The following is a 22660-nucleotide window of genomic DNA, read 5'->3' on the forward strand; positions in this document are numbered from 1 at the left end:
TCAGTGATCCATCTGGAGCCTGGACCAGGACCGCCAGAGCAGCAGGGCGAAGAACACGGAGGTCATGACGACGATCAGCAAGTGCACGCCCGTGACCGACGTCCCAGGGGCGATACCCACGGCCGGCGTCCCGGAGCCGGACATCGCCCACAGCGCCGGCGCGGCGAGCGGGAACCAGCCCCCGGCCCCGGCCAGGACCCCCACCTGCGCGAGCGCGACGAGGCCGATGGTGGCCCCTACTCCGGCCAGGACCGAGCGCGTCAGGGTCGCGACCCAGGCCACCGGCATCGCGATCGCGCCGGTGAGCAGTCCCAGCACGAACAGCCTCAGGAGCCCCGCCCACCCTCCGGCGTCCGGGACGCCGTACCCGAGCAACAGACCCAGCGCGAGCAGCCCGGCGGCGAGCGCCAGGTGCACCGCCACCACCCACAGGCCATAGACGGCGATCTTCCCCAGCACGATGCGGCCAACCGACACCGGGAGGGCAAAGAGGGCACTGATCGTGCCGTCACTGAACTCTCGGCCCACCAGCCAGGTGAGCACCACCCCGCACCCCAGCAACGCGCCGGCCGCAGTGATCTGCATCGACATGGCCAACATGCCCGCCCAGTCCAGTTGCGCGCCGGGGCCGGCTTGGGCGATCACCTGAGCGTTCCCGGCGCGCACCGCCGTGGTGAGCCCGGCAACCAGGACGAGCACACCCCCGACGAGTGCGATCGTGCCCAGCACTCCCACCGCGGACCGGAAGAGTTTGAGCGCTTCGGTTCTGATCGCCGCCGTCATCGCGGCTCCTCGCCCGAAGCGCCGTCATCAGGTCGATTGCTGGCGGGGGCCTGGGACCCCCGGCGTTGTTCGTCGTCGCGGCGGACGCTTTCGAAGAAGACCCGCTCCAAGTCCGTGGCGGCCGGATCCAGGTCGGTGATGAGGCGACCGGCGTTCATCACCACGATGCGGTCGGCGATCCTGGCCACCTCATCGAGGTGATGGCTGCTGACCAGCACACCCGCGCCGGCCCCGGCACGGCGCCGCAGCGTCTCTCGCAGCACGATCACGCCCGCAGGATCCAAGGCGGCGCTGGGTTCGTCGAGCACGATCAGTTCCGGATCATGGCCCAGGGCCGCGGCCAGACCCACCCGCTGTCGGTTCCCCGCGGACAACCGGCGGTAACGGCGAGCGGCCAGCTCGGTCAGTTCCCAGTGCTCCAGCGTCTGCGCGATCCGGTGGGATCCGGTGCCCCGCAGCAGCGCCACCAGATTCAGGTTCTGGAGCACGGTCAACTCCGGATAGGCCAACGGCGCCTCTACCAGCGCGCCGAGGCGAGCCAGTTGGGAGGCGGGCAACCCGCGCAACGGCCTGCCGAAGAGGTGCGCGGTGCCGCGATCGGGGCGGAGCATGCCCAACGCCAGGCGCATCAACGTCGTCTTGCCTGCCCCGTTGAGGCCGACGAGCGCCACGATCTGACCGGCTCTGACACGTAGGTCGAGGTGGTGCACCCCGGGTCCGTTGCGATAGGTGCGACACACGTCCTCCAGGACGAGCATGGCTATGACCCTCCCAGGAGGTCGAGGGCGACGTCGAGCGCGATGTAGATGTCAGTCACTAACACAGGTCGATGGGCCTGCCGCATCACCCAGGGCGCAGACTGTGGAGATCAGCCCCGGCCGGTGGCCCGCCGGACGAAGTCAGCCAGGTCGGCGCACTGGGCCACCCGACTCGGCTCGTGCACGTACATCATGTGGCCGGCCTTGTAGTACCTGCGCTCGATATTGGCCTGCAAGGACTCCGGGATGTCCAGGTGGGCCAGATCCTCCTCCGCACTGGTGAACGGGGTGGCGCCGTCGAAGTAGCCGAAAGCCGCGTGTACCTGCAGGTGCGGGTTCTGCCGCATCGCACGGGAGAGCCGGTCCAACACGTACACCGGGGCGTTCTCGAACTCCTTGTAACTCCACTCCCCGATCACGTTCGGTCCGAACACATGGAAGGGGCTGGGGTCCTTCACCTCCAACTCGGCCCGCATGTAGTGCTGGTAGGCGGTGGCGTAGGGGCCCAGGATCACATCCATCGACGGGTCGGCGTCCATCCGCGCGGCGATACCGGAGGCGGCCGGCCCGGTGAACCGGGAGTCCAGCCGGCCCACCGTGAGGCCCTCATCGCGGCGCAACTCGGTGAAGTAGCGCAGATGCTCCAGGCGCAGGTTCGCCCGGTCCACGTACTCCTCGCTCACCCCGGCCAGGCGGGCGATGCTGGTCACGGCCTCGGCACGCTCCTCAGCGGTGAGCCGGCTGCCCCGGCTGAGCACGTACGGATAGTCACGCGCCGCGTAGGCCTCGGCCTCGGCGATCACCTCATCCAGCTCCCGGCCCGGGTGCTTGCCGTGATAGTGCGCCGTCGCGGCATAGAAGGGCAGGAACATCGCATACGCGGCGTCGTTGCCCGGCTGGAACCGGTTGGTGGCGAAGTTCAGTACCGCCGAGATCAGCATCAGCCCGTTGAGGTACATCCCGCTGGACTGCAGGTGCTGGGCCAGCGCGGCGGCACGGGTGGTGCCGTAGGACTCCCCCGCCAGCAGTTTCGGGGACATCCAACGTCCCTCTGCGGTGACCCACTGCCGGATCACCTCGCCCACCGACTCGATGTCGCCGGTGAACCCGTGGAAGTCAGCGGCCTTCTGCCCCTCCACCACACGGGAGTGCCCGGTGGAGACCGGATCGATGAACACCAGGTCGGAGACGGTGAGCAGGCTCTCGGGGTTGTCGGCCAGGGCATAGGGCGGTGGGAGGAGGTCGCCGACGTCACCCATCACCACCCGCCGCGGACCGAGCACTCCCAGGTGCAGCCAGACGCTGGCCGAGCCGGGACCGCCGTTGAAGGCGAAGGTGACCGGCCGCTCGGCCGGGTCGGCGTCGTCCAGGGTGTAGGCCGTGACACCCACCTGGGCGCGGGCCTTACGACCCTGCCACACGCCGTCGTCGACCTTGTCCTCATACAGCACCACCCGGCCGGCCTTGGCGGTGTAGTGCAGGGGTCCGGCAGAGGTGGTCAGGGTGTGGCTGGTGGTGACCAGTTCGTCCTCGACACCGGGCTCCGGAGTGGGTTCGCTGGTTTCGGTTTTCTCAGACATCACCGGCGAGCCTACCGAGTCCGGCGCACCGCACTGAACCCGGGACAGGCGCAGGCGCCGCCCTGCGCATCGACCGGGTCACCGTGAACGATAGAGCCTGGAACGGCGCGGATCTCGTGGCGTGACGCAGCGGTTGCCACCACCCCTTCCGGCCACGACCACACCGTTCAAGATGCCGAACCACACGATTGCCGCCATGCTCAGATGCACAACTGAGCGTCGGAAGGCGCATCGAACGAAGGAGCAGAGTATGGCCCTGTGGTTGATCCTCATTATCGTTGGCGTGATCATGCTGGTGATCGGAGTCGCGGTCGAAGCGGCCCAGATCCTGATTTGGATAGGGATCATCATCCTGGTCGCCTCGATCATCATGTCCTTGGTCACGAGGGGCCGGGGTCGCGTGTAGCCCTACATACTGCCCATGATCTCCGTGCACCGGGCCGCCCCACGTGGGGCGGCCCGGTGTACGCATGTGCGGGCCCGGGCGACACAGGTGTCACGGGCGCACTTCTCGGGCCCAGCGCGCCCCGAGTGCCCCGAGCCCCTACCGCAGTAGGGGGTGGAGGTTCGCTCTGGCGGGTGATGTGCCGGTGCCGATCGGCAACCTAGATTCCAGGTATGACCACTACTGCTCCGGCACCCCAGTCCGTCCAGCCCGGGGACGACGCACTGATCGGTGGCGCATCCTCACCCGCCGGTCCTGCGCAGGCCGGTGCCACGCCTTCTGCTCGGGCCGGTGCCGCGCCCCGAACTCCTGGGCGCGGGAGTGCCGTGCAGGCTGCGCAGCGCGACTTCCTGGAACTGAAGCGCAAGGTGAAGGCCGCCGGGCTGCTGGGTCGCCGTCCGGGCTGGTACATCGCCCGTGGTGTGGTGTTGCTGGTCGCCTTCGGCGGAGCGTTCACCCTGCTGTTCACCTTGGGTCGCACGCCGTGGCAGTTGGCGGTGGCCGTGCTGTTCGGGGTTCTGTTCACCCAGGCCGCGTTCCTGGGCCACGACGCCGCACACCAGCAGGTGTTCTCCTCCGGCAAGCGCAACGAATGGCTCTCCATCCTGGTTGCCAACCTGGTGGTGGGGTTGAGCAATGGCTGGTGGGCTCGCAAGCACGGCAAGCATCACGCCGACCCGAACACCATCGGCAAGGACGGGGACATCAAGACCGGGGCGCTGGTCTTCAACCCCGAGGACGCCCCCGGCCGCAGCGGCGTGCTCGGCTGGGTCACCCGCCGGCAGGGATGGCTGTTCTTCGCGATGATCACCCTGGAAGGGTTCAACCTGCACTTCCGGGCGATCCAGACGATCGTCACCAGCAAGGACCTGCGCTACCGCGCGTTGGAGTCGGTGCTCGTAGCAGTGCGGCTGATCGGCTTCCCGGTCCTACTCGTGTTCGCGCTCGGACCGTGGCTGGGCCTGGCGTTCCTGGTGGTGGAACTGATGGTCTTCGGCTTCTACATGGGCGCGAGTTTCGCACCCAACCACAAGGGCATGCCGCTGATCGGCAAGAACGACACGGTCAACTTCCTGCACCGTCAGGTGATGACCTCCCGGAACATTCGCGGCGGGGCGGCGATGACCTGGGCGATGGGCGGGCTCAACCTCCAGATCGAGCACCACCTGTTCCCGAGGATGCCCAGTGTGAACCTGCGCCAGGTGCGCCCGATGGTGCGCGAACTGTGTGAAGCCCGGGATATCCCCTACACCGAGACAGGTCTGCTGGAGTCCTACCGGATCGTGGTGGAGTACCTCAACCGCGTCGGGCTGGGGCACGCCGACCCGTTCGAGTGCCCGATGGTGATGAACAACCGCCCCTTCTGAACGCCGGCCGCCGGCAGCGGCTAACAGCAGCGCAGCGGCACCCGGCGCCACGACCCTCCCACACAGTGAAGTGTCTCCAAGGGTGTGGCGCCCGGTATCGCACTGGACGCACCTGAAACGTCCGGAGGTGGCGCGGTCGATCTCCACCGCACCGAACTCCGCCCCGCCCCGTTCCGGACCGGAATGTGGACGCTGCCCCGAAACCTGGATGTGGCCTGGGTAGGAGCGCTAGAGTGTGGCGCACTTCACCGAACCAGTCCGGGCCGGGTGGTTCCTCCGGGGAATCGACCGGTCGTCATCGACGAAGATCGGAGACGGTGTGAACTCCCTCATCCTCGCCCTCGTCGGCGTCAGCATGATGATCCTGGGTTACCTGCTCTACTCCAAGTTCCTCGGCCGGCGTATCTACCGGCTCAGTGCCTCGTTCCGGACCCCCTCCCATGAACTCCGCGACGGGGTGGACTACGTCCCGACCAACAAGTACGTGCTCTGGGGACACCACTTCACCTCCGTCGCCGGCGCCGCACCGATCGTCGGCCCCGCAGTCGCCGTCATCTGGGGCTGGCTGCCGGCCTTCCTGTGGGTCACCCTGGGCACCGTCTTCTTCGCCGGTATGCACGACCTGGGCGCGCTGTGGGCCTCGGTTCGCAACAAGGGTCAGTCGATCGGCACCCTGTCCGGCCGGTACATCGGCCCCCGGGGGCGGAACCTGTTCCTCGTCGTCATCTTCCTGTTACTGCTGATGGTCAACACCGCCTTCGCCGTGGTCATCGGTGGGCTACTGGTCGCCAACCCCAGCGCGGTGATCCCCGCCTGGGGAGCGCTGGTCGTGGCCGTGCTCATCGGGCAGGCGATCTACCGGTGGAATCTCAACCTGATCTGGGTCTCCATCATCGGGCTGGTTGCGCTGTACGCCCTGATCATCCTGGGCGACAACTTCCCGATAGTGCTGCCCGAGACCGTCCTGGGCTTGTCCGCCGAAGCGTTCTGGGTGCTGGTGCTGTTCCTCTATGCCGGCCTGGCCTCGATGTTGCCGGTGTGGGTGCTGCTGCAGCCACGCGACTACATCAACGGGCTGCAACTGTTCCTCGCCCTGGGCATCCTGTACGTGTCGGTGGCCATCGCCTCACCGACGATCGTGGCCCCGGCGTTCAACGACGCCGTACCGGCGGGCACCCCGAGCCTGGTGCCACTGCTGTTCGTCACCATCGCCTGCGGGGCGATATCGGGCTTCCACGGAATCGTGTCCTCGGGCACCAGTTCCAAACAGCTCGACAAGGAGTCCGATGCCCGGTTCGTCGGGTATTTCGGTGCCGTGGGGGAAGGTCTGCTGGCGCTGGGGTCGATCATCGCGGTCACCGCGGGCTTTGCCACCCTGGCCGACTGGGAGAGCGTGTACACGGCCTTCAGCGAAGGCGGGGCCCCCGCTTTCGTCCAGGGCGGCGCCAACATCGTCAACTCCGGGCTGGGCCTGCCCGTCTCGCTCAGCACCACCATCCTGGCGACGACGGCGGTGCTGTTCGCGGCCACCACCATGGACACCGGTGTGCGTCTGCAACGCTACGTGGTCCAGGAGGCATTCAGCATCGTCAACAAGAAGATCGGCACGATCCTGGCGACCGTCATCGTGCTGATCTTCGGCATGGGTCTGGCGTTCTCCATCAGCGCCGAGGGCGCCGGGGGCATGATCATCTGGCCCCTGTTCGGGACCACGAACCAGCTGCTGGCCGGGCTGACCCTGTCGATCATCACGGTGATGCTGCTGCGCAAGGGCCGCAACCCCCTCCCGGCGCTGATCCCGCTGGTGTTCGTGTTCGTGATGTCGCTGTATGCGGCGCTGGTGCAGGTGGGCCAGTTCTTCTCCGATGCCAACTGGTTGCTCTTCATCCTCGATGTCATCATCATCGTCGCCGCCCTGTGGGTGATCGTGGAGGCGGTGAACGCCATGCTCAAGGCCCGCAAGGAACCACTCGAGGTCGACGACGAGCCGGTGGTCGCCGAGGGTAGGACGGTTGAGGAGGGGCGGGAGCGTTGACGAACGGGGGCGAGAACCTCTCGGCCCCACGCCGCTTCGCGGCCGGGCTGCGGGAGTTCTACGTCGCCCCCTACCGGCGCACCTTCGCCCGCGCCCAGCGTGACGAGGACGACCTGTTCATGATGATCGTGCTCGCCGAGATGCTGGGCGTGCCCAACCCGGCCAACTACTACACGGTGGAACTGCTGCCGGTGATGTACGACCGCTTCCACGACTGGCACCGCCGGATGGGGATGGACCACTCGCCCCTGGATCACTTCTCGTGCTGCTAGGACTCGCCGGGTCCCGCCGAGTGTTGTTCGTCGGCGGCAAGGGCGGAGTGGGCAAGACCGTGGTCGCCTCCGCGGTCGGATACCACCAGGCCAGGGCCGGACGACGGGTGCTGGTGGTCTCCACCGACCCCGCCCACAACCTGGGTCACCTGTGGCGCCGGGAGGTGGGTGATGAGGTCGTGCCCCTGGCCGGGGACGTGGAGAACCTGGAGGGTCTGGAGATCGATCCGGCCCGCACCACCGACGAGCACCTGGCCGCGGTGGGCCACCAGGTGCGGCGGCTGATGCCCGAGCACCTCTCCGGTGAGGTGGACAAGCACCTGGCACTGGCTCGCGACGCCCCCGGCACCCATGAGGCGGCCGTGCTGGAGCGGGTGGCGCAGGTGCTGGAGGACGCCTCGCACGATCTGGTGATCTTCGATACCGCGCCCTCGGGGCACACCTCGCGACTGATGAGCCTGCCCGAGACGATGTTCGCCTGGACCGAGGGTCTGCTGCGTCGGCAGGACCGCTCGGCCAGGTTCGGGGCCGCGCTGCGCGGGCTCGATCCGGACGCAGGAGCCGCCGGGATCGTGGGGACTGGGCGGCGAGTGGACCAACGGGCCCAGCGTGATCACGAGATCCGGCGGATCCTGCTGCGCCGGCGCACCCGGTTCGAACGGATGCGGGACCTGATCACCGACGCCGAGCGCACCGCGTTCGTGATCGTGCTCGCCGCCGAACGGCTCCCCGTCCTGGAGACGATCGAACTCTACGGCCAGCTGCTGCGCTCGGGGGTGCACGTGGGCGCCCTGGTGGTGAACAAGCGCTCCCCCGCCGACACCGGAGGCCTGCTCGCCGACCGCCGCGCCCAGGAGGAGGTCCATCTGGACACCGTGCGCGAGGCGCTGGGGCACGTGCCGATGATCGAACTGCCACTGCTGGCAGGTGACATCGTCGGTGAGGCAGCGGTGCGACGCTTCGCCGATCTCATCGCCGCCGCCTCCTGAGCCCGCCGCACCCCCGCACGATCCGGTGCCCCACCGGTGACATCTGGCACTTCTTGGCCGGCACCTGCCTTGCCAGGGTCTGAGAGTCCCCGGACCGCGGGACGACGAGCGGCGAGACAGAGGAAGAGCATCCGTGTGCAGCACCCACCCAGCCCGAGCGAGCAGCAACACCGAGGCCGACGGTCCCGGTCAGCCGGCGAACCCTGAAAAGCCTCGGACGTCGCGCGGAGTGACCCGCCGCCGGCTCCTGTGGGCCGGGGGGATCCTTGCCGGTGGCGCGGTGGCAGTGGCCGCTGGTGGTGCGACGGCGTACAACCTCACCCGCTTCCCGGGCGGGGAGGCGCACTCGGGTTGGCTCGCCCTTCGCGGGCTCACAGCGTTGACCGGACCGGACCTGGAGCCGGTGGCGGATGCGATCGTGCTGGTCCGGGACGGCCGGATCGTCGACGCCGGATCCCGGCTGGAGATCCCCGACGGCGCCGCGATCCTCGACGCCCCCGGCGCCACGGTGCTGCCCGGCCTGATCGACATGCACACCCACCTGGGCTTCCCCCCGATCGACCCCGACGGCGGACTCGGGCTGTCCGACCTGCCCGGTTACTACTGGGACATGGCTCGCTATCTGCCCGGGGGTCGGCGCGACCTCCTCGCCCACGGGGTGACCGCGGTGCGCAGCCTCGGCGACGAACTCACGTGGGTCCATGAACTGCGTCAGCAGGTCGAGAACGGCACCCTGGAGGGTCCAAGGGTGTTCTTCGCCGGCCCGACGCTGACCACCCCCGGTGGCCACCCGATCAGCACGTTCGACGTTCCTGCCGATTCCGAAGGGATCCGGCTTCCGGGCAACCCGGCGCAGGCTCAGGCGATCGTGGCGGAGTTGTGCGAGGGCGATGACCGGGTCGATGTGATCAAGGTCATCCAGGAGAGCAGAACCGCCGACCGCCCGCTCACCCCGCACGAACCCGAGGTGCTGGCCGCGATCGCCGCCGCCGCCCATGACCTGGGCGTGCCGGTCACAGCCCACTGCGGCACCGTCACGGACCTGGCCCAGGCGGTTGGGGCCGGCTTCGACGGCATCGAGCACCTGTCCCTGCGCGACCCCACGGCCCCCTGGGATGAGGTCCTCCGGACCGCAGCGATGGGCTGGCCGGAGGGCTTGTTGGACCAGATGGCCGCCGGCGGCGTGGCATTGGACCCGACGTTGCTGGTCGAACTCGGCGACCCGGCCGACCAGCCCCCGGAGCGCGCCCACCTGGCAGAGCGGGTGTACTCCCGGCTCCTCGAAGCCCATCGTGCCGGCGTCGCCATCATCGCCGGCAGCGACGCAGCCGTGAATGGGATCGGTTTCGGCAGCGGCCTGGTCCGGGAGGTGCGGGCCCTCGGTGCAGCCGGGCTGGACAACCGTGCGGCGCTGCGCGCGGCCACGTCCCGGGCCGCCGCCGCGCTGCGCTCTGATCAGATCGGGGTCCTGGAACCCGGTCGGGTCGCGGACCTGGTGGTCCTCGACGGCGATCCGCTCGCTGACCTCGGGGCCTTGCAGCACGTGATGGTGGTGCTACGCGAGGGACGCGTGGTCTCCGGGGAGATCGCGGCCGCCTGAGTGGTTCCGGGCACGCCCTCGAGGACGACGCTAGGGCCGTAGTCGAGTGTCCCGCCCGTCGTGGTCGACCACATGCGTCGCTTTCGGCGCCGTGCCCCAGGGCGGGGGGCTGGTGATCGCCGTTAGGCTCCGTTCCCATGGAGTCCCCGATCGATGTCTACCTGCGCAGGGTGCACGCGGAGATCTCCGAGGTGCGCGAGGGCACGCCCTACACGGTGGGCCCACGGGGCACCACGATCAACCCCGACGACTTCGGCATCTGCCTGGCGACGGTGGACGGGTACATCTACGAGGTGGGGGTGACATCCAAGGCGTTCTCGATGCAGTCGCTGTCCAAACCGTTCAGTTACGGGCTGGCGCTGAGCGACCTGGGCCCGGAGGTCGTGGACGAGAAGGTGGATGTGGAACCCTCCGGGGAATCCTTCACCGAGATCTCCCTCGCCCCGGGGTCCGGGCGTCCCGCCAACGCCATGATCAACGCCGGCGCCCTCGCGGTGAGTTCGTTGCTCAAGGGGGCCGGCGGCAAGTCGGCGATCACCCGGATCGAGGAGCACTACTCCGCCTTCGCCGGCCGTGAACTGCGCAGCAACGCCCGGATCTACGGCGCCGAGCGTCGCAACAGCGACCGCAACCACGCCCTGGCCTACCTGCTCAGTTCCGTCGACATCATCGAGGGCTCCCCGACCGCCGCGCTGGAGACCTATCTGCGCCAGTGCGCGGTCCAGATCACCTGCCGCGACCTGGCCATGATGGCGGCCACCCTCGCCAACGGCGGTACCAACCCCCGCACCGAGGAGGAGGTGCTGGACATCGGCGCCGTGGAGCGGGTGCTGTCGGTGATGATGACCTCCGGGATGTATGACAGTGCCGGCGACTGGGTGGTCAACGTCGGTATGCCGGCCAAGTCGGGGGTGGGGGGAGGCACGCTCGCCGTCCTGCCGGGCCAGGCCGGGCTCGCGGTCTTCTCCCCGCCGCTGGACGAGCACGGCAACAGCATCCGCGGCGTGGCCACCTGTCAGCGGCTGTCCAGAGACACCGACATGCACTTCGTGCGCTCCGCCCGGGCGGGCCGGTCCGCGATCCGGGCGACCTACCCGATCACCGAGGTTCCCTCCGACGTGCGCCGCACCGAGGACGCCGAGGTGGGGCTGCGCGAGACGGGCGAGCGGGCGATGATCATCGAACTGGCCGGGGACCTGCTGTTCGCCGGCACCGAGTCGATGATCCGGGAGATCGCCGACCTGCCCGGGGACGTGGAGTTCGTCGTGCTCGATGCGCGCCGGGTCGATGAGGTCAGTCGCATGTCCGTGAACCTGCTGGGAGAGGTGATCGACCTCTTCGAGGCGGCCGGACGGCGACTGGTGCTGATCGACCCCGACGCCAACCTCACCTCCGTACTGCCCGTTGATCACCTACCCGGCGGCCAGGTGCCGGTCTTCAGCACCCGCAGCACCGCCGTCGCCCACTGCGAGGAGCAACTGCTGCGGCGCCACTTCCCCGACCTCGCGGTGCCCGCGCGCGTACCGGTGCGCGACTCCCCGGCGATGGCCCAGATGAGCCCGCAGGACGCTGAGGCCCTGGTGACGCGGATGGAGTCGCGAACCTACGACGACGGTGCGGTGCTGCGTCGCATCGGCCAGCGATTCGGCGGGGTGTACTTCATCGTCTCCGGGACGGTCACCACCACCGCACGCGACCCGGAGGGTAACCAGGTGCGCCTGACCACCCTCAGTGCGGGCATGACCTTCGGCGAACTCTCCCTGGGCCGCCAGGACCGCCAGCGGACCACCCAGCGTGCCGTCGGGCCCGTGGAGGTCATGGTCCTCACCGACGAAGCGATCGCTGATCTCGAACACAGCGACCCCCGACTGGCGGTCGAACTCTGGCGGTCCCTGACCCGGGAGGCCTACACCCGGGTGGACCAGTACATGCGCGAGGTCACCGCCCTCGTTCGCGACTGAGGCGATCCTCAGTAGACTGGGAAGCCCGGACCGGGGATCCATGACACGAACCGACGACGCCGTCAGCACGAAACCATCAAGGAGCCATAGCCCGCACCGGGACCCTGCGAGGGAAGGAGCACAACGGTGAACTTCTTCGAGTTCCTCGCCAACCGCAGCAGCGACTTCATCGAACTCGGGATCGAACACGCCGCCGTCGTCGGCGCGTCCGTCGTGATGGCGACCATCATCGGCATCAGCGTCGGCATCCTCACCTACAAGAGCGAACGCTCCCGTGAACTGGTGCTGGCCACCGCCGGGGTCATCCTGACCATTCCCTCCTTCGCCCTGTTCGTGCTGTTGCTCGGTCCGCTCGGGCTGGGTTGGCAGCCGGTGCTGGTGGCGCTCACGGGATACGGCCTGCTGCCGATCCTGAGGAACACGATCACCGGGTTGCGCGGCGTCGACCCCGCCGTCATCGAGTCGGCCAAGGGCATGGGCATGAACCGGCGCCAGCAGTTGCTCAAGATCGAGTTGCCGCTCGCCTGGCCGGTCATCATCACCGGCATCCGGGTCACCACCCTGGTGCTGCTCGGGATCGCCGCCATCGGCGCCATCGTCAACGGCCCCGGCTATGGCGACTTCATCTTCGAGGGTCTGCGCAGGGTCGGGACCCCGGTGGCGGTGAACCTGGTCCTGGCCGGCATCGTCGGCGTGATGGTCCTTGCCGTGTTGTTCGACCTGGTGTTCTACTCCGCTCGCCGCCTGACCACCTCCAAGGGGATCCGATGACGACTTCCGAACCGACCGCCAGTGCCGACCGCGAGGTGATGATCCGCCTGGAGGGTCTGACCAAGCGCTACCCGGGCCAGTCCCAGAACGCCGTGGATGCGCTGGACCTGGAGATCTACCGGGGTGAGATCGTCGTGCTGGTCGGACCGTCCGGGTGCGGCAAGACCACCACGATGAAGATGATCAACCGCATCATCGAGCCCACCGACGGGCGCATCATCATGGCCGGGGAGGACGTCACCAAGGGCAACCCGGATGAGTTGCGGCGCAAGATCGGCTACGTGATCCAGCAGGTCGGGTTGTTCCCGCACATGACCATCGGGGAGAACATCGCCACCGTCCCGCACCTGCTGGGCTGGGACAACCCCCGCACGGCCGAGCGGGTGGACGAACTGCTGAACCTGGTCAACATGCCGGCCGAGACCTACCGCGACCGGTACCCCAAGGAACTCTCCGGCGGCCAGCAGCAACGGGTGGGGGTGGCCCGCGCACTCGGCGGTGACCCCGCGGTGCTGCTCATGGATGAACCGTTCGGCGCGATCGACCCGATCACCCGGGACCGGCTGCAGAACGAGTTCCTGCGCCTGCAGGCCGAGGTGCGCAAGACCATCGTCTTCGTCACCCACGACATCGACGAGGCGATCAAGATGGGCGACCGGATCGCGATCCTGCGGGAGGGCTCGCACGTGGCCCAGTACGACACCCCCGAGCAGATCCTCACCGCCCCGGCCGACGACTTCGTCTCGGAGTTCATCGGCCGCGGCGCCTCGCTGAAGCGGCTGAATCTGTCCAGGGTCGCCGACATCGAGTTGCGGCCATGGCCCACGGTGAGCCTCGACACCCCGCCGGCCGAGGCGTTGCAGACCCTGCGAGGCGTAGCGGAAGCCTCACTGCTCGTGCTGGACGAGGCCGGCCGGCCCCGGCGCTGGGTCAATGCCGAGGACCTCAGTCGCGCCGACGGGCGCCGGCTGGACCAGGTCGGGCTGGCTCCGCGGGCGGTCGTGGAGCCCCGCGCCACCCTCAGCGACGCCCTCAACGAACTCATCACCGCTCGTTACGCCATCACGCTGGTCGTCGACGACACCGGCGCCTACCAGGGCGTGGTGGACATCGATCAGATCAACGAGGCGATCCGCACGATGCGTGCCTCGGCGGTCGACCAATCACGGGCCGGGCTGCAGGAGCAGACATGAGCGTGGCACCTGCGGCACAGGCCAGATCCAGCACCGGGACGGCGGCGGGTGGGCGCAGCCTCGGCAGCTACCTGCTCATGCCGCTGCTGCTGGCGGGGGTGCTCCTGGCGCTGTACCTGTACGTGTCGAACCAGGAACTGGATTCGATCGAGGCCCGCACCCTGACCTTCCCGAGAATCCTCGATGCCGCCCGCGACCACGTCCTGCTCACCGCGGCCTCCACCGTGATCACGTTGCTGATCGCCATCCCGCTGGGGATCATGCTCACCCGCCCCTTCGCCCGCCGGATCAGGGCGTACGTGATCGGCGTACTCACTGTGCTGCAGGCGGTTCCCACGATCGCGGTCCTGGTGCTGCTGGCCGTGGTGTTCCTGATCCTGGGGTTCTGGATAGCGATCATCGGGCTGGTGCTGTACGCCATCGTCCCGGTGCTGCTGAACACCATGGTCGGGATCGAACAGGTCGACGACAACGTCCTGGAAGCCGGCCGCGGCATGGGGATGTCCAAAGCCACCGTGCTGCGCAAGATCGAACTCCCCCTGTCCATCCCGGTGATGCTGGCCGGGATCCGCACCGCACTGGTGATCAACGTCGGCACCGCCACGCTGGCCACCTACATCAATGCCGGCGGTCTCGGCGACATCATCTCCGCGGGCCTGGCCACGAACCGGTTCACCATCCAACTGGTCGGTGCGGTCCTGACCTCGGTGCTGGCCCTGTTGATCGACTACCTGGCCGGGGTCGTCGAGGAGGTGCTCCGGCCACGAGGGCTGTAAGCCCGCCCCGGACCGCGGCGGTGACGCCCGGCAGAACCACCCACACAAGGAGACGAAACCATGATTCGGAAGCGAACCACCGCAACGATCGCGGGCGGGGCCACCGCGCTGCTCATGCTCGCCGCATGCAACGGTGACGGCAACGGCGGCGCCGGTGACGGCGAGTTGGAGGGGGCCACCATCATCGTCGGCTCCAAGGAGTTCACCGAGCAGCGCCTGCTCGGGCAGATGACCGCGGCGCTGCTGGAGGACGCCGGTGCCTCGGTCACCGACCAGACCGGCCTGGAGGGCACCGCCACCGTCCGCTCGGCCCTGGAGAACGGTGAGATCGACATCTACTGGGAGTACACCGGAACCGGCTGGGTGAACATCCTCGGCAACAGTCCCGACGACGTGCCCGAGGACCTGTGGACCGCTGTGTCCGAGGCCGACACGGAGAACGGGATCGCGTGGCTGGAGGCGGCGCCGTTCGAGAACACCTATCGGATCGCCGCCACGGAGGAGTTCGCCGCGGAGAACGGGCTGGCCACCAGCACCGACATGGCCGAGTTCGTCCAGGCCAACCCCGACCAGGGCCGGATCTGCGCCGCCGCGGAGTTCATCGCCCGTGACGACGGGCTCCCCGGTCTGGAGGAGACCTACGGGTTCGAGTACTCCGAGGTGGTCGAGATGGCCCTGGACCTCATCTACACCCAGGTGGGCGAGGGTTGTGAGTTCGGTGAGGTGTTCTCCACCGACGGGCGCATCGTCGCCAACGATCTGATGGTGCTGGAGGATGACCAGAGCTTCTTCGTCGAGTACGCCGGGGCCGTGACCCTGCGCCAGGAGACCCTGGATGAGTACCCCTACATCGGCGAGGTCATGGAAGCGGTCAGCGCCGAACTGACCAACGAGACCATGCTCGAACTCAACGCACGCATCGACGTCGACGGAGAGGGCGAGCGGAACGTCGCCGAGGACTGGCTGACGGAGAACGGCTTCCTCGACTGACACCGGCCGACTCAGGCCACCGCCCAAGCACGACGACGACGGGGCGTCCGGGGCAACGGGCGCCCCGTTCTCGTGTGGCCGGCCCGGCGATGCTACGCCTCGACGAACCGTCCGATCGTGCGGCCCACGTCGAATCCGGGCAGTGCCTCGGTGAACATCCGGTAGTAGGCCAGTTCCTCCCGGGTGCGCAACGGGGGGGTGAGCACGCCGGCGTTCGCGCGCAGATCCTCCTCGGTGACGGTGGCCTCATAGTGCTCGCGCAGCACGTCGTTCATCCCGGTGCCCTCACCGAACTGCTCCTTGCGGCGCCACAGCACCTCATCGGGCAGCCACCCGTCGAACGCCCGCCGCAGCATCCACTTGGCCGGCCGGTCCGGCCCGATCAGCTTCCACTCCGGGGGCAGCGCGAGAGCCAGCTCGACCACATCCAGGTCCAGGAAGGGCAGCCTCGGCTCGATCCCATGGGCGCCGGCCATCCGGTCCACCCGCTGCAGCCCCCCGATGTGCATCCCCTCGAGGGTCTCTATCAACTCCTCGTGCAGTTCCGCACCGGAGGTGTGCCGCCCGTAGTGGGCATACCCGGCGAACAACTCATCGGCACCCTCGCCGGCCAGCACCACCTTCACATGCTGCCCGGCCAGACCACAGACCAGGAAGTGGGGCACCGCGGAGTGCACCAGGGTGGGGTCGAAGGACTCCAGTTCGGCGATGATCCGCGGCACCAGTTCGATGGCGTCCACCGCGGTGTAGGTGAGTTCGTGGTGCTCGGTTCCGCAGTGTTGCGCCACCAGTCGCGCGGCGAGCAGGTCGGGACTGCCCTCGAGTCCGACGGCGAACGTCGGCAGGGTCCGCCCCTGCCGGCCGGCTAGGTGGGCGGCCACAGCCACCACGATGGAGGAGTCGACGCCGCCGGAGAGCAGCACCCCCACCGGCACGTGCGCGTCCAGGCCCTGCTGCACCGACCGGACGATCGTGTCTCGGAGCGCGTCGAACACCCAGGGCGGGGGCTCCTCGTGCGGCGCCCTGCTGTTCAGCAGCACCGGGGAGGCACCGGGGAAGGTCGGCCCGGCGATCAGCCCCTCCTCCGGGGTCCAGGAGTGCCCGGGCGGAAATGGTTCGACGTCGGCTCGCCAGTCGGGATCGAACGCGGTCAGTTCGGAGGCGAACAGCACCGTGTCCCCGCGACGTGCCCAGTACAACGGTGCGATACCGAGCACGTCCCGGGCCACCGTGAAGCGGCCGTCCGCTGCCGTGATGACCAGGGCGAACGTGCCCCACAACTGCTCGAAGGCGCGCCGGCCCTGGTCCTCGTACAGGTGCAGTGCCACCTCCAGATCGGACTGGGTGCGGAACCGGTCGCTGCCCAGCTGGTCACGCAGGCGCCGGTCGTTGTAGATCTTCCCGTCCCCCACCAGCCAGATCGCCTGCCGGGTTCCGGCCAGCGGCTGCGCGCCGGTGTCGGGGTCGGTGATCGACAAGTAGCGCGAGCCCACCCATCCCTCGCCCGCCCGGCGGAAGCCCACGCCGTCGGGCCCGCGGTGTGCCATTCGTTCCAGCATGCGCCTGCCCAGGTCGTCCTCGAAGGGCCCGTGGGCGGCAACGATCGCTGACATCTGCTCCTCGTTCCTCTCGGCGGTGCCGATGGTATGTCCCGGCAGCACTTCCATCATCGGATGCTGTCGGCGATGGGCAACTCGGCGCACGGCAGTCCGGCGCAGGAGCCTCGTGGGCCACGTCCACGCTGCACGCCGGCGAGGAGCGGCACACAATGGTGCGATGCCCCTGCTCACCGTTGGTCACGGCGCGCTGTCTCGCGCGGAACTTCGGGACCTGCTGATCGGCGCGGAGGTGGAATCCGTGGTGGATGTGCGGCGCTTTCCCGGTAGTCGGCGTAACCCCGATGTGGGCCGGGACGCGTTGGCGTCCTGGTTGCCCGAGGCCGGCATCGGCTACCGGTGGGAGGAGCATCTGGGCGGCCGCCGGCACCTGACCAGGGCCGCGCAGGCACGCTCACCCGACACGTGGTGGCAGGTGGCGGCCTTCCGCGCCTATGCCGGTTACACCCGCACCGAAGAGTTCCGTGCCGCGCTGACGCGGGTCGTTCAGGAGGCACGCGCCGCACGGGTGGCGGTGATGTGCTCGGAGTCGGTGTGGTGGCGCTGCCACCGCCGGATCATCGCGGACGTGACGGCGATGACGACGGGCGTCCCGGTCCTCCACCTGATGCACGACGGGGCCGTGCGAGCGCACCCGCCTTCCGAGGGTGCACGTGCGGGGGAGGATGGCCTCGTGTGGGACGTGCCCGGTAGCGTGGGCGCCCCCAGTCACGACGACGAGGATGGAGCACAGCGATGAGCGCCACGATTCAGGTCACCTTCGATGCCCGTGATCCACGAGCCCTCTCGATCTTCTGGCGCGACGTCCTGGGGTACACCCACCCCGCGCCACCGGGGGTGGACCTGCCGCCGGGAGGCGATCCACTGGCGGCCTGGGATCAGTTCCTGGAGGATTCGGGATTACCGAAGGAACTGCACAACAGTGCCTCGGCCCTGGAGGACCCCGATGGCTCGGGTCCGCGGATCTTCTTCCAGCGGGTGCCCGAGGACAAGGTCGCCAAGAACCGTGTGCATCTCGATGTGCGGACCGCCTCGGACCTTCGGGGCGAGGCACGCATGGAGGCACTGGAGTCAGAGTGCCGGCGCCTGGTGGCCCTCGGCGGCACTCGATTGGAGCGGCACGAGCCGGAGGAACCGACCAGTATCGGCTTCATCGTGATGGCCGACCCCGAGGGCAACGAGTTCTGCCTCGACTGAAGGGCCCCCGGCCCAGCGCGGCGAGACCGTCCCGCCGGGCCGGGGTGGATGCTCACGCCAACGGTGTGAAGTCCCGGCTGGCGATGTGCTCGGGCCGTGGCCGGCTCGCGCCGAATGGCTCGACCAGCGCGTTCTCCACGCTGTTGAACACCAGGAAGATGTTCGAGCGCGGGAAGGGCGTGATGTTGTTGCCCGATCCGTGCATGATGTTCGAATCGAACCACAGGGCCGAACCGGCCGGTCCGGTGAACTGCTCGATGCCGTAGCGGTGGGCCATGTCGGTGATGGCCCCGGTGCTGGGCACGCCGATCTTCTGCTCCTTCAGGGAGGACGCGTGGTTGTTCTCCGGCGTGGCACCCACGCTGGGGACGAACTCCCTGTGGGAGCCGGGCATGACCATCAGGCCGCCGTTGTAGGGGAAGTTGGGGGTGAGTGCGATCGAGCAACTCACCGCCCGCGGTGCCGGCATCCCGTCCTCGGCGTGCCACGTCTCGAAGTCGGAGTGCCAGTAGAAGCCGGCGCCCTTGAATCCGGGCATGTAGTTGACCCGGCTCTGGTGCAGGTAGACCTCCGATCCCAGGAGTTGCCGGGCGCGGTCAAGTAGCCGCGGGTCGCGGGACAACGCGTCGATCATCGGGCTGAGGCTGGTCACCTCGAAGATCGAACGCACCTCACCGGAGGCCTTCTCGGTCACCACGCGCTCATCGCCGGTGATCGACTGATCGCTCACCAGGCGGTCCAGCTCGGCGCGGTAGCCCTTGACCTCCTCGGCGGTGATGAAATCCTGCAAGATCGAGAAGCCACGCTCCTCGTGGGCTTGCAGGGCAGTGTCATCGAACGGGCCGCCCTCGGCCGACCCCCAGACTGTGGGGTGATTCCGCTGGACCGGCGCTCCGGCCTCGGTCAAGCGGGTTGGGTACAGGTCGTGGGCGCGTTGGGCCACGGCTGTCACGGATCTCTCCTCTCATCGGGTTCAGGGATCGAGCCCTGCCCCTGCAAGAAGCGTCCGGTCCGGTGGCACCGAACCGGTCGATACCTGAGGGAACTAGGACCCGTATTCGACCGTACGCCACATCGGCGGGTGGTGCGCGCAGACAGCCGTGACCGGCGCGCAGTGGCCGTGCCATAGCCCGGGTGCAGGAAAGAGGTTTCCGGGCGATACACCAGGCGAAACCGGGCCACGGAAGGACGAGAAGAACTTCTTCGAAAAAGACTTGGCTCGCCTGGGCCGGCGCTCTAGTCTCGATCTGTTCCTGATCCCCTGGACCGTTGCCTAGCCAGCACGACGCGGTTCCACGACGCTGAAGGAGGTGAGCACCCTGATGAACATCATGAAGATCATGACCGGTCTCGACACCGGCGCATGCATTGCCCGTACCGGCGCAGATCTGCGTCCTCGTGGCGACCGCGCCCCGGGTGCCGCCTATGGCGCATTCGGCACCGGCGTCACCACCAGCGGCTTCGCGGCCGGCAGCTAGCCACCAGCACTGCACTCATCCGCCGCGGAGCCCTCCCTTCAGGGTCCGCGGCCTTCCTGCTTGATGGCAGGAGGAACCCTCCGGGCTCGGTAGACATCACCACCGCTCAGGAGCATCTCGTGCAGTACACATCGATTCTCGACCAGCCGTCGGGGTCGTCGACCACCTGGCCGCTGGACGCGGGCCCGCTGGTTGCCGTGGTCCAGGTAGACCTGCCCTGTCAGGACGTGACCACCAGCGACCTGTGGTTCGCCGAACACACCCAGCAGATCGAGCAAGCCAAGGCTTTGTGCCAGGCGTGCCCCCTCAAGGCCGAGTGCCTCGATGGCGCGCTGGCACGTCGGGAGCCCTGGGGCGTCTGGGGCGGTGAGGTCCTCGTGGACGGGGCCATCGTGGCCCGCAAGCGTGGCCGCGGCCGACCCCGCAAGGACGATCCGAGCGCCACCTCCAATCACCGCACCACCTCCGCCGCGTGAGGTGTGCAGCGGAACCAAGCACTAGCAATGAGGAGTACCCATGGCTATCAGCCAGTTGCACCTGATCCCCCGTCGGGTCGCGTACTCGGCAGGGCATTCGCTCATTCACTGGGCGAGCGGTCCGGCCGCTGAGACCGACCGCGCCAGGACCATCGCGCGGGAGGCCGCGCACCGGCGGCACCGCGCCCGGCGCGACGTCGAACTGGAGCAGCAGCGGGCCCTGAACGTGAATTCCTTCGCGTGGCTGCGGCTCTGAGGGACGACCCCGGACGGGACAGCGCCCCGCACAACGCCTCGGGCCCCTGGTCAAGCAATCATGCTGATCGGGGGCCCGAAGTCGTTTCCAGGCGCGCCGTAGGTCGCGACGGATCCAGGACCCCGTCGCGACCTACGGCGCGGAGTTGACCCGATCGGTATAGGTTTCGTGTGGAGCAGCGGGAGCGGTGGCACGTTGGTCGAATGACGGTCACCCTGCGTGAAGGTGGTGGAGGTCTGGACCATGCCGAACGATTCGGCGGTAGCTCCCGGGCCACGCAATGGCATCGGCCGGTTCGCCCTGCAGCTGGGTGTGGTTGCCGTCGTCACCGCCTTGATCCCGGTCGCGGGGGATTTCATCGCCGCGCCGGCCGCCCTCACCTCGCTGGTGTTGGGGACCGTGGGATATCTGCGCGTCGAGAAGGGGGCGGGGACCAACCCCATCCAGGCGATCGCCGGCGCGATCCTGGGTTTGTCGGCCGGCCTCCTCATCTTCATCACCTACGTCATCACCGCGGCCGCACCTTGATCGGTCGCACCAGGAAAGGACTCGGACCCCAGTCGCAGTTCGGTCGGCCGTCTCAACCGGCCAGGAGCACCGCGGCGACCGCCCCGGCCATCATGGCCGGCCCGAACGGGATCTGCGAACGTCGCGACCCCCGCCGGCTGACCAGCACCACGGTCGCCACGAGAGCGTTGATGAGGAACGCCAGCAGCGTGCCCGCGCCGACCTGCCACCACCCGAACCAGCCCAGGAAGGCACCGATCACCGCAGCGAACTTCACATCCCCCAACCCCAGCCCCGAGGGCGCGATGAAGGCCAGCACGAAGTACCCGGCCACCAGGGCCAGGGCGCCCAGGCCGGCTCGCCCCAGATCGGCCCACGCACCGCTGATCCCCGCTTCCAGGACCAGGGGCAGCACCAGGCCGAGCAGGGTCGCCCCCACAACCCGGTCCGGCAGCCGGCGCACCGCCAGGTCGATGACGGACAGCAGCGCACAGCCCACCGCCGCCGCTGCGAACCCCACCAGTTCGGCCCACCCATCGGCAAGCAGTGCGGCCCCCGCTCCCCCGGCGGCGGCCAACGGGACGTGTGCCCGGGAGCGCAACCACCCGGACTCCCTGGGTGTCACCGCCGCGACCTGGCTGGTGAGCAGCCACGCCACCGCTGCAGCCACGACGGCGGTCAGGCCCGCCAGCATCGGTCCTGTCATGCCTCACATACCGCTGAAAGCCGCGACCATGCTCATCACCGCCGGCCCCATCACCACGATGAACAGCACCGGCAGGATGCACAGCATCAGCGGAGCGAGCACCTTCACCGGGAGCTTCTGGGCCTTCTCCTCGGCCCGCTGGCGTCGCTTCAGCCGCATCTCGTCGGCTTGGGTGCGCAACACGTCGGCGATCGAGATTCCATAGGCGTCGGCCTGGACGACGGCACGGACGAACCGGCGCAGGTCCACCACGGTGGTGCGGGTGGTCAGCGCCTCGAAGGCCTGCCGCCGCGAACGGCCCACCTGGATGTCCTGCAGCGTCCGGGCGAGTTCGGCGGCAAGTGGTCCGTTACCGTTCTGGGCGGCACGGGCCATCGCCGAGTCGAACCCGAGACCGGCTTCCACCGCGATCGTCATCTGGTCGAGGGTATCGGCCAGTTCCAGTTGGATCTTCTCGTTGCGTTTCTGGCCCTGGCTGTTCAGCAGCAACTCGGGCAGGAAGTAGACCACCACGGTCGCGAACACCCACATCAGCCCGAAGAACGGGGGTGCATCGGCCAAGAGGATCAGGACACTGAGTGCCGTGCCCAGCGGCACCCAGAGCAACTTCAACGTGAGCAGCCTGTCCATCGGCCAGGCCGGGGGGCGGCCACCCAGGGCGTGCTGTCGCTCCAGCACATCGGCGATCAGCCCCGGGGTGAGCCGGCGCGCGAGTCTAGGGAGCACGCCGTCGCTGCGCTCGTCTGCCTCCGGGTCCTCCGCGGGCTGCACGAGTGCGGCACCGGGCCGGTTCAGGTTGGCCTGCACCCGGCGGCGGTCGGGGTCCAGTGCGCTCCAGGCGGTCCAGGCGCCGATGGCCACGGCAAGGGCGGCGAGGACGGCTGCGATCATGATCGGGGCCATA

24 protein-coding genes are annotated in these 22660 nt (G+C 68.6%); 17 read left to right on the top strand and 7 right to left on the bottom strand.

Going from position 1 to position 22660, the window contains the following annotated elements; all coding sequences use genetic code 11:
* The 3 genes from ACPL7H_RS00580 to ACPL7H_RS00590 all read right to left on the bottom strand — a co-directional run bounded on the left by ACPL7H_RS00580 (position 1) and on the right by ACPL7H_RS00590 (position 3121).
* Entirely contained in the window at positions 1-783 is a 783-nt protein-coding gene (locus tag ACPL7H_RS00580) for an ABC transporter permease (RefSeq protein ID WP_424795250.1), read from the bottom strand.
* Complete coding sequence (locus tag ACPL7H_RS00585) at positions 780-1541, bottom strand: ABC transporter ATP-binding protein (protein ID WP_424795251.1); 762 nt, start codon at positions 1539-1541, stop codon at positions 780-782. The genes ACPL7H_RS00580 and ACPL7H_RS00585 overlap by 4 nt, the downstream gene beginning before the upstream one ends.
* Before the next feature lie 110 nt (positions 1542-1651).
* Entirely contained in the window at positions 1652-3121 is a 1470-nt protein-coding gene (locus tag ACPL7H_RS00590) for a S10 family peptidase (protein WP_424795252.1), read from the bottom strand.
* A gap of 196 nt (positions 3122-3317) precedes the next feature.
* On the opposite strand from ACPL7H_RS00590, the gene ACPL7H_RS00595 reads away from it, so the two are divergent.
* The 11 genes from ACPL7H_RS00595 to ACPL7H_RS00645 all read left to right on the top strand — a co-directional run bounded on the left by ACPL7H_RS00595 (position 3318) and on the right by ACPL7H_RS00645 (position 15520).
* A complete protein-coding gene (locus ACPL7H_RS00595) occupies positions 3318-3527 on the top strand; it encodes a DUF3040 domain-containing protein (protein ID WP_424786995.1) in 210 nt (69 codons plus the stop codon).
* 212 nt (positions 3528-3739) lie between these two features.
* The gene (locus tag ACPL7H_RS00600) at positions 3740-4933 is read left to right on the top strand and encodes a fatty acid desaturase family protein (protein WP_424795253.1); all 1194 of its coding nucleotides are present in this window, start codon (positions 3740-3742) and stop codon (positions 4931-4933) included.
* A 319-nt stretch (positions 4934-5252) separates the two neighbouring features.
* Positions 5253-6968: a carbon starvation CstA family protein gene (locus ACPL7H_RS00605; RefSeq protein WP_424786796.1), complete on the top strand. Its 1716-nt coding sequence runs from the start codon at positions 5253-5255 to the stop codon at positions 6966-6968.
* Positions 6965-7240 carry a cory-CC-star protein gene (locus ACPL7H_RS00610; RefSeq protein WP_424795254.1) on the top strand — a complete coding sequence of 92 codons (276 nt, stop codon included), beginning with the start codon at positions 6965-6967 and terminating at the stop codon, positions 7238-7240. The genes ACPL7H_RS00605 and ACPL7H_RS00610 overlap by 4 nt, the downstream gene beginning before the upstream one ends.
* Positions 7231-8229 (top strand): ArsA family ATPase, encoded by a 999-nt coding sequence (locus ACPL7H_RS00615; RefSeq protein ID WP_424795255.1) that lies wholly within the window; start codon positions 7231-7233, stop codon positions 8227-8229. The genes ACPL7H_RS00610 and ACPL7H_RS00615 overlap by 10 nt, the downstream gene beginning before the upstream one ends.
* 229 nt (positions 8230-8458) lie before the next feature.
* Positions 8459-9829 (top strand): amidohydrolase family protein, encoded by a 1371-nt coding sequence (locus ACPL7H_RS00620; protein ID WP_424795256.1) that lies wholly within the window; start codon positions 8459-8461, stop codon positions 9827-9829.
* Between the two features lie 137 nt (positions 9830-9966).
* Complete coding sequence (glsA, locus tag ACPL7H_RS00625; protein ID WP_424795257.1) at positions 9967-11790, top strand: glutaminase A; 1824 nt, start codon at positions 9967-9969, stop codon at positions 11788-11790.
* Between the two features lie 126 nt (positions 11791-11916).
* Complete coding sequence (locus tag ACPL7H_RS00630; RefSeq protein ID WP_424795258.1) at positions 11917-12561, top strand: ABC transporter permease; 645 nt, start codon at positions 11917-11919, stop codon at positions 12559-12561.
* The gene (locus tag ACPL7H_RS00635; RefSeq protein ID WP_424795259.1) at positions 12558-13754 is read left to right on the top strand and encodes an ABC transporter ATP-binding protein; all 1197 of its coding nucleotides are present in this window, start codon (positions 12558-12560) and stop codon (positions 13752-13754) included. Before ACPL7H_RS00630 ends, ACPL7H_RS00635 begins: the two co-directional genes overlap by 4 nt.
* Positions 13751-14530, top strand: a complete 780-nt coding sequence (locus tag ACPL7H_RS00640) for an ABC transporter permease (RefSeq protein WP_424786803.1) — start codon at positions 13751-13753, stop codon at positions 14528-14530. The genes ACPL7H_RS00635 and ACPL7H_RS00640 overlap by 4 nt, the downstream gene beginning before the upstream one ends.
* Positions 14531-14590: 60 nt before the next feature.
* Positions 14591-15520 carry a glycine betaine ABC transporter substrate-binding protein gene (locus tag ACPL7H_RS00645; RefSeq protein ID WP_424795260.1) on the top strand — a complete coding sequence of 310 codons (930 nt, stop codon included), beginning with the start codon at positions 14591-14593 and terminating at the stop codon, positions 15518-15520.
* 92 nt (positions 15521-15612) lie between these two features.
* Here the strand turns inward: ACPL7H_RS00645 and ACPL7H_RS00650 are convergent, their stop codons facing one another.
* The gene (locus tag ACPL7H_RS00650; protein WP_424795261.1) at positions 15613-17133 is read right to left on the bottom strand and encodes an asparagine synthase-related protein; all 1521 of its coding nucleotides are present in this window, start codon (positions 17131-17133) and stop codon (positions 15613-15615) included.
* 163 nt (positions 17134-17296) lie between these two features.
* On the opposite strand from ACPL7H_RS00650, the gene ACPL7H_RS00655 reads away from it, so the two are divergent.
* Entirely contained in the window at positions 17297-17875 is a 579-nt protein-coding gene (locus tag ACPL7H_RS00655) for a DUF488 family protein (protein WP_424795262.1), read from the top strand.
* On the top strand, positions 17872-18333 hold the full coding sequence (locus ACPL7H_RS00660) for a VOC family protein (protein ID WP_424786807.1): 462 nt from the start codon (positions 17872-17874) through the stop codon (positions 18331-18333). The genes ACPL7H_RS00655 and ACPL7H_RS00660 overlap by 4 nt, the downstream gene beginning before the upstream one ends.
* A 52-nt stretch (positions 18334-18385) precedes the next feature.
* On the opposite strand, the gene thpD is transcribed toward ACPL7H_RS00660, so the two are convergent.
* Positions 18386-19285 (bottom strand): ectoine hydroxylase, encoded by a 900-nt coding sequence (gene thpD, locus ACPL7H_RS00665; protein ID WP_424795263.1) that lies wholly within the window; start codon positions 19283-19285, stop codon positions 18386-18388.
* Between the two features lie 358 nt (positions 19286-19643).
* On the opposite strand from thpD, the gene ACPL7H_RS00670 reads away from it, so the two are divergent.
* From ACPL7H_RS00670 to ACPL7H_RS00685, 4 genes are all read left to right on the top strand, one after another.
* On the top strand, positions 19644-19811 hold the full coding sequence (locus tag ACPL7H_RS00670) for a hypothetical protein (protein WP_424795264.1): 168 nt from the start codon (positions 19644-19646) through the stop codon (positions 19809-19811).
* Positions 19812-19930: 119 nt separating this feature from the next.
* Complete coding sequence (locus ACPL7H_RS00675) at positions 19931-20287, top strand: WhiB family transcriptional regulator (protein WP_424795265.1); 357 nt, start codon at positions 19931-19933, stop codon at positions 20285-20287.
* 40 nt (positions 20288-20327) lie between these two features.
* Positions 20328-20543, top strand: a complete 216-nt coding sequence (locus tag ACPL7H_RS00680) for a hypothetical protein (protein ID WP_424795266.1) — start codon at positions 20328-20330, stop codon at positions 20541-20543.
* A gap of 219 nt (positions 20544-20762) precedes the next feature.
* On the top strand, positions 20763-21071 hold the full coding sequence (locus tag ACPL7H_RS00685; protein ID WP_424795267.1) for a hypothetical protein: 309 nt from the start codon (positions 20763-20765) through the stop codon (positions 21069-21071).
* Positions 21072-21123: 52 nt separating this feature from the next.
* On the opposite strand, the gene ACPL7H_RS00690 is transcribed toward ACPL7H_RS00685, so the two are convergent.
* Positions 21124-21756 carry a prepilin peptidase gene (locus tag ACPL7H_RS00690; protein ID WP_424795268.1) on the bottom strand — a complete coding sequence of 211 codons (633 nt, stop codon included), beginning with the start codon at positions 21754-21756 and terminating at the stop codon, positions 21124-21126.
* Positions 21757-21759: 3 nt separating this feature from the next.
* Complete coding sequence (locus ACPL7H_RS00695; protein WP_424795269.1) at positions 21760-22659, bottom strand: type II secretion system F family protein; 900 nt, start codon at positions 22657-22659, stop codon at positions 21760-21762.
* Position 22660 lies beyond the last annotated feature (1 nt).

The organism is Pseudactinotalea sp. Z1732, assembly GCF_049724975.1.
GTDB lineage: Bacteria > Actinomycetota > Actinomycetes > Actinomycetales > Beutenbergiaceae > CALKWS01.

What these genes read in the sequence shown, in the direction of transcription:
- ACPL7H_RS00580 (WP_424795250.1), bottom strand. Translation starts at nt 783, where the DNA reads ATGACGGCGGCGATCAGAACCGAAGCGCTCAAACTCTTCCGGTCCGCG.
- ACPL7H_RS00595 (WP_424786995.1), top strand. Translation starts at nt 3,318, where the DNA reads ATGCTCAGATGCACAACTGAGCGTCGGAAGGCGCATCGAACGAAGGAG.
- ACPL7H_RS00650 (WP_424795261.1), bottom strand. Translation starts at nt 17,133, where the DNA reads ATGTCAGCGATCGTTGCCGCCCACGGGCCCTTCGAGGACGACCTGGGC.
- ACPL7H_RS00635 (WP_424795259.1), top strand. Translation starts at nt 12,558, where the DNA reads ATGACGACTTCCGAACCGACCGCCAGTGCCGACCGCGAGGTGATGATC.
- ACPL7H_RS00645 (WP_424795260.1), top strand. Translation starts at nt 14,591, where the DNA reads ATGATTCGGAAGCGAACCACCGCAACGATCGCGGGCGGGGCCACCGCG.
- ACPL7H_RS00660 (WP_424786807.1), top strand. Translation starts at nt 17,872, where the DNA reads ATGAGCGCCACGATTCAGGTCACCTTCGATGCCCGTGATCCACGAGCC.
- ACPL7H_RS00585 (WP_424795251.1), bottom strand. Translation starts at nt 1,541, where the DNA reads ATGCTCGTCCTGGAGGACGTGTGTCGCACCTATCGCAACGGACCCGGG.
- ACPL7H_RS00640 (WP_424786803.1), top strand. Translation starts at nt 13,751, where the DNA reads ATGAGCGTGGCACCTGCGGCACAGGCCAGATCCAGCACCGGGACGGCG.
- ACPL7H_RS00600 (WP_424795253.1), top strand. Translation starts at nt 3,740, where the DNA reads ATGACCACTACTGCTCCGGCACCCCAGTCCGTCCAGCCCGGGGACGAC.
- glsA (WP_424795257.1), top strand. Translation starts at nt 9,967, where the DNA reads ATGGAGTCCCCGATCGATGTCTACCTGCGCAGGGTGCACGCGGAGATC.
- ACPL7H_RS00590 (WP_424795252.1), bottom strand. Translation starts at nt 3,121, where the DNA reads ATGTCTGAGAAAACCGAAACCAGCGAACCCACTCCGGAGCCCGGTGTC.
- ACPL7H_RS00655 (WP_424795262.1), top strand. Translation starts at nt 17,297, where the DNA reads ATGCCCCTGCTCACCGTTGGTCACGGCGCGCTGTCTCGCGCGGAACTT.
- ACPL7H_RS00680 (WP_424795266.1), top strand. Translation starts at nt 20,328, where the DNA reads ATGGCTATCAGCCAGTTGCACCTGATCCCCCGTCGGGTCGCGTACTCG.
- ACPL7H_RS00695 (WP_424795269.1), bottom strand. Translation starts at nt 22,659, where the DNA reads ATGGCCCCGATCATGATCGCAGCCGTCCTCGCCGCCCTTGCCGTGGCC.
- ACPL7H_RS00690 (WP_424795268.1), bottom strand. Translation starts at nt 21,756, where the DNA reads ATGACAGGACCGATGCTGGCGGGCCTGACCGCCGTCGTGGCTGCAGCG.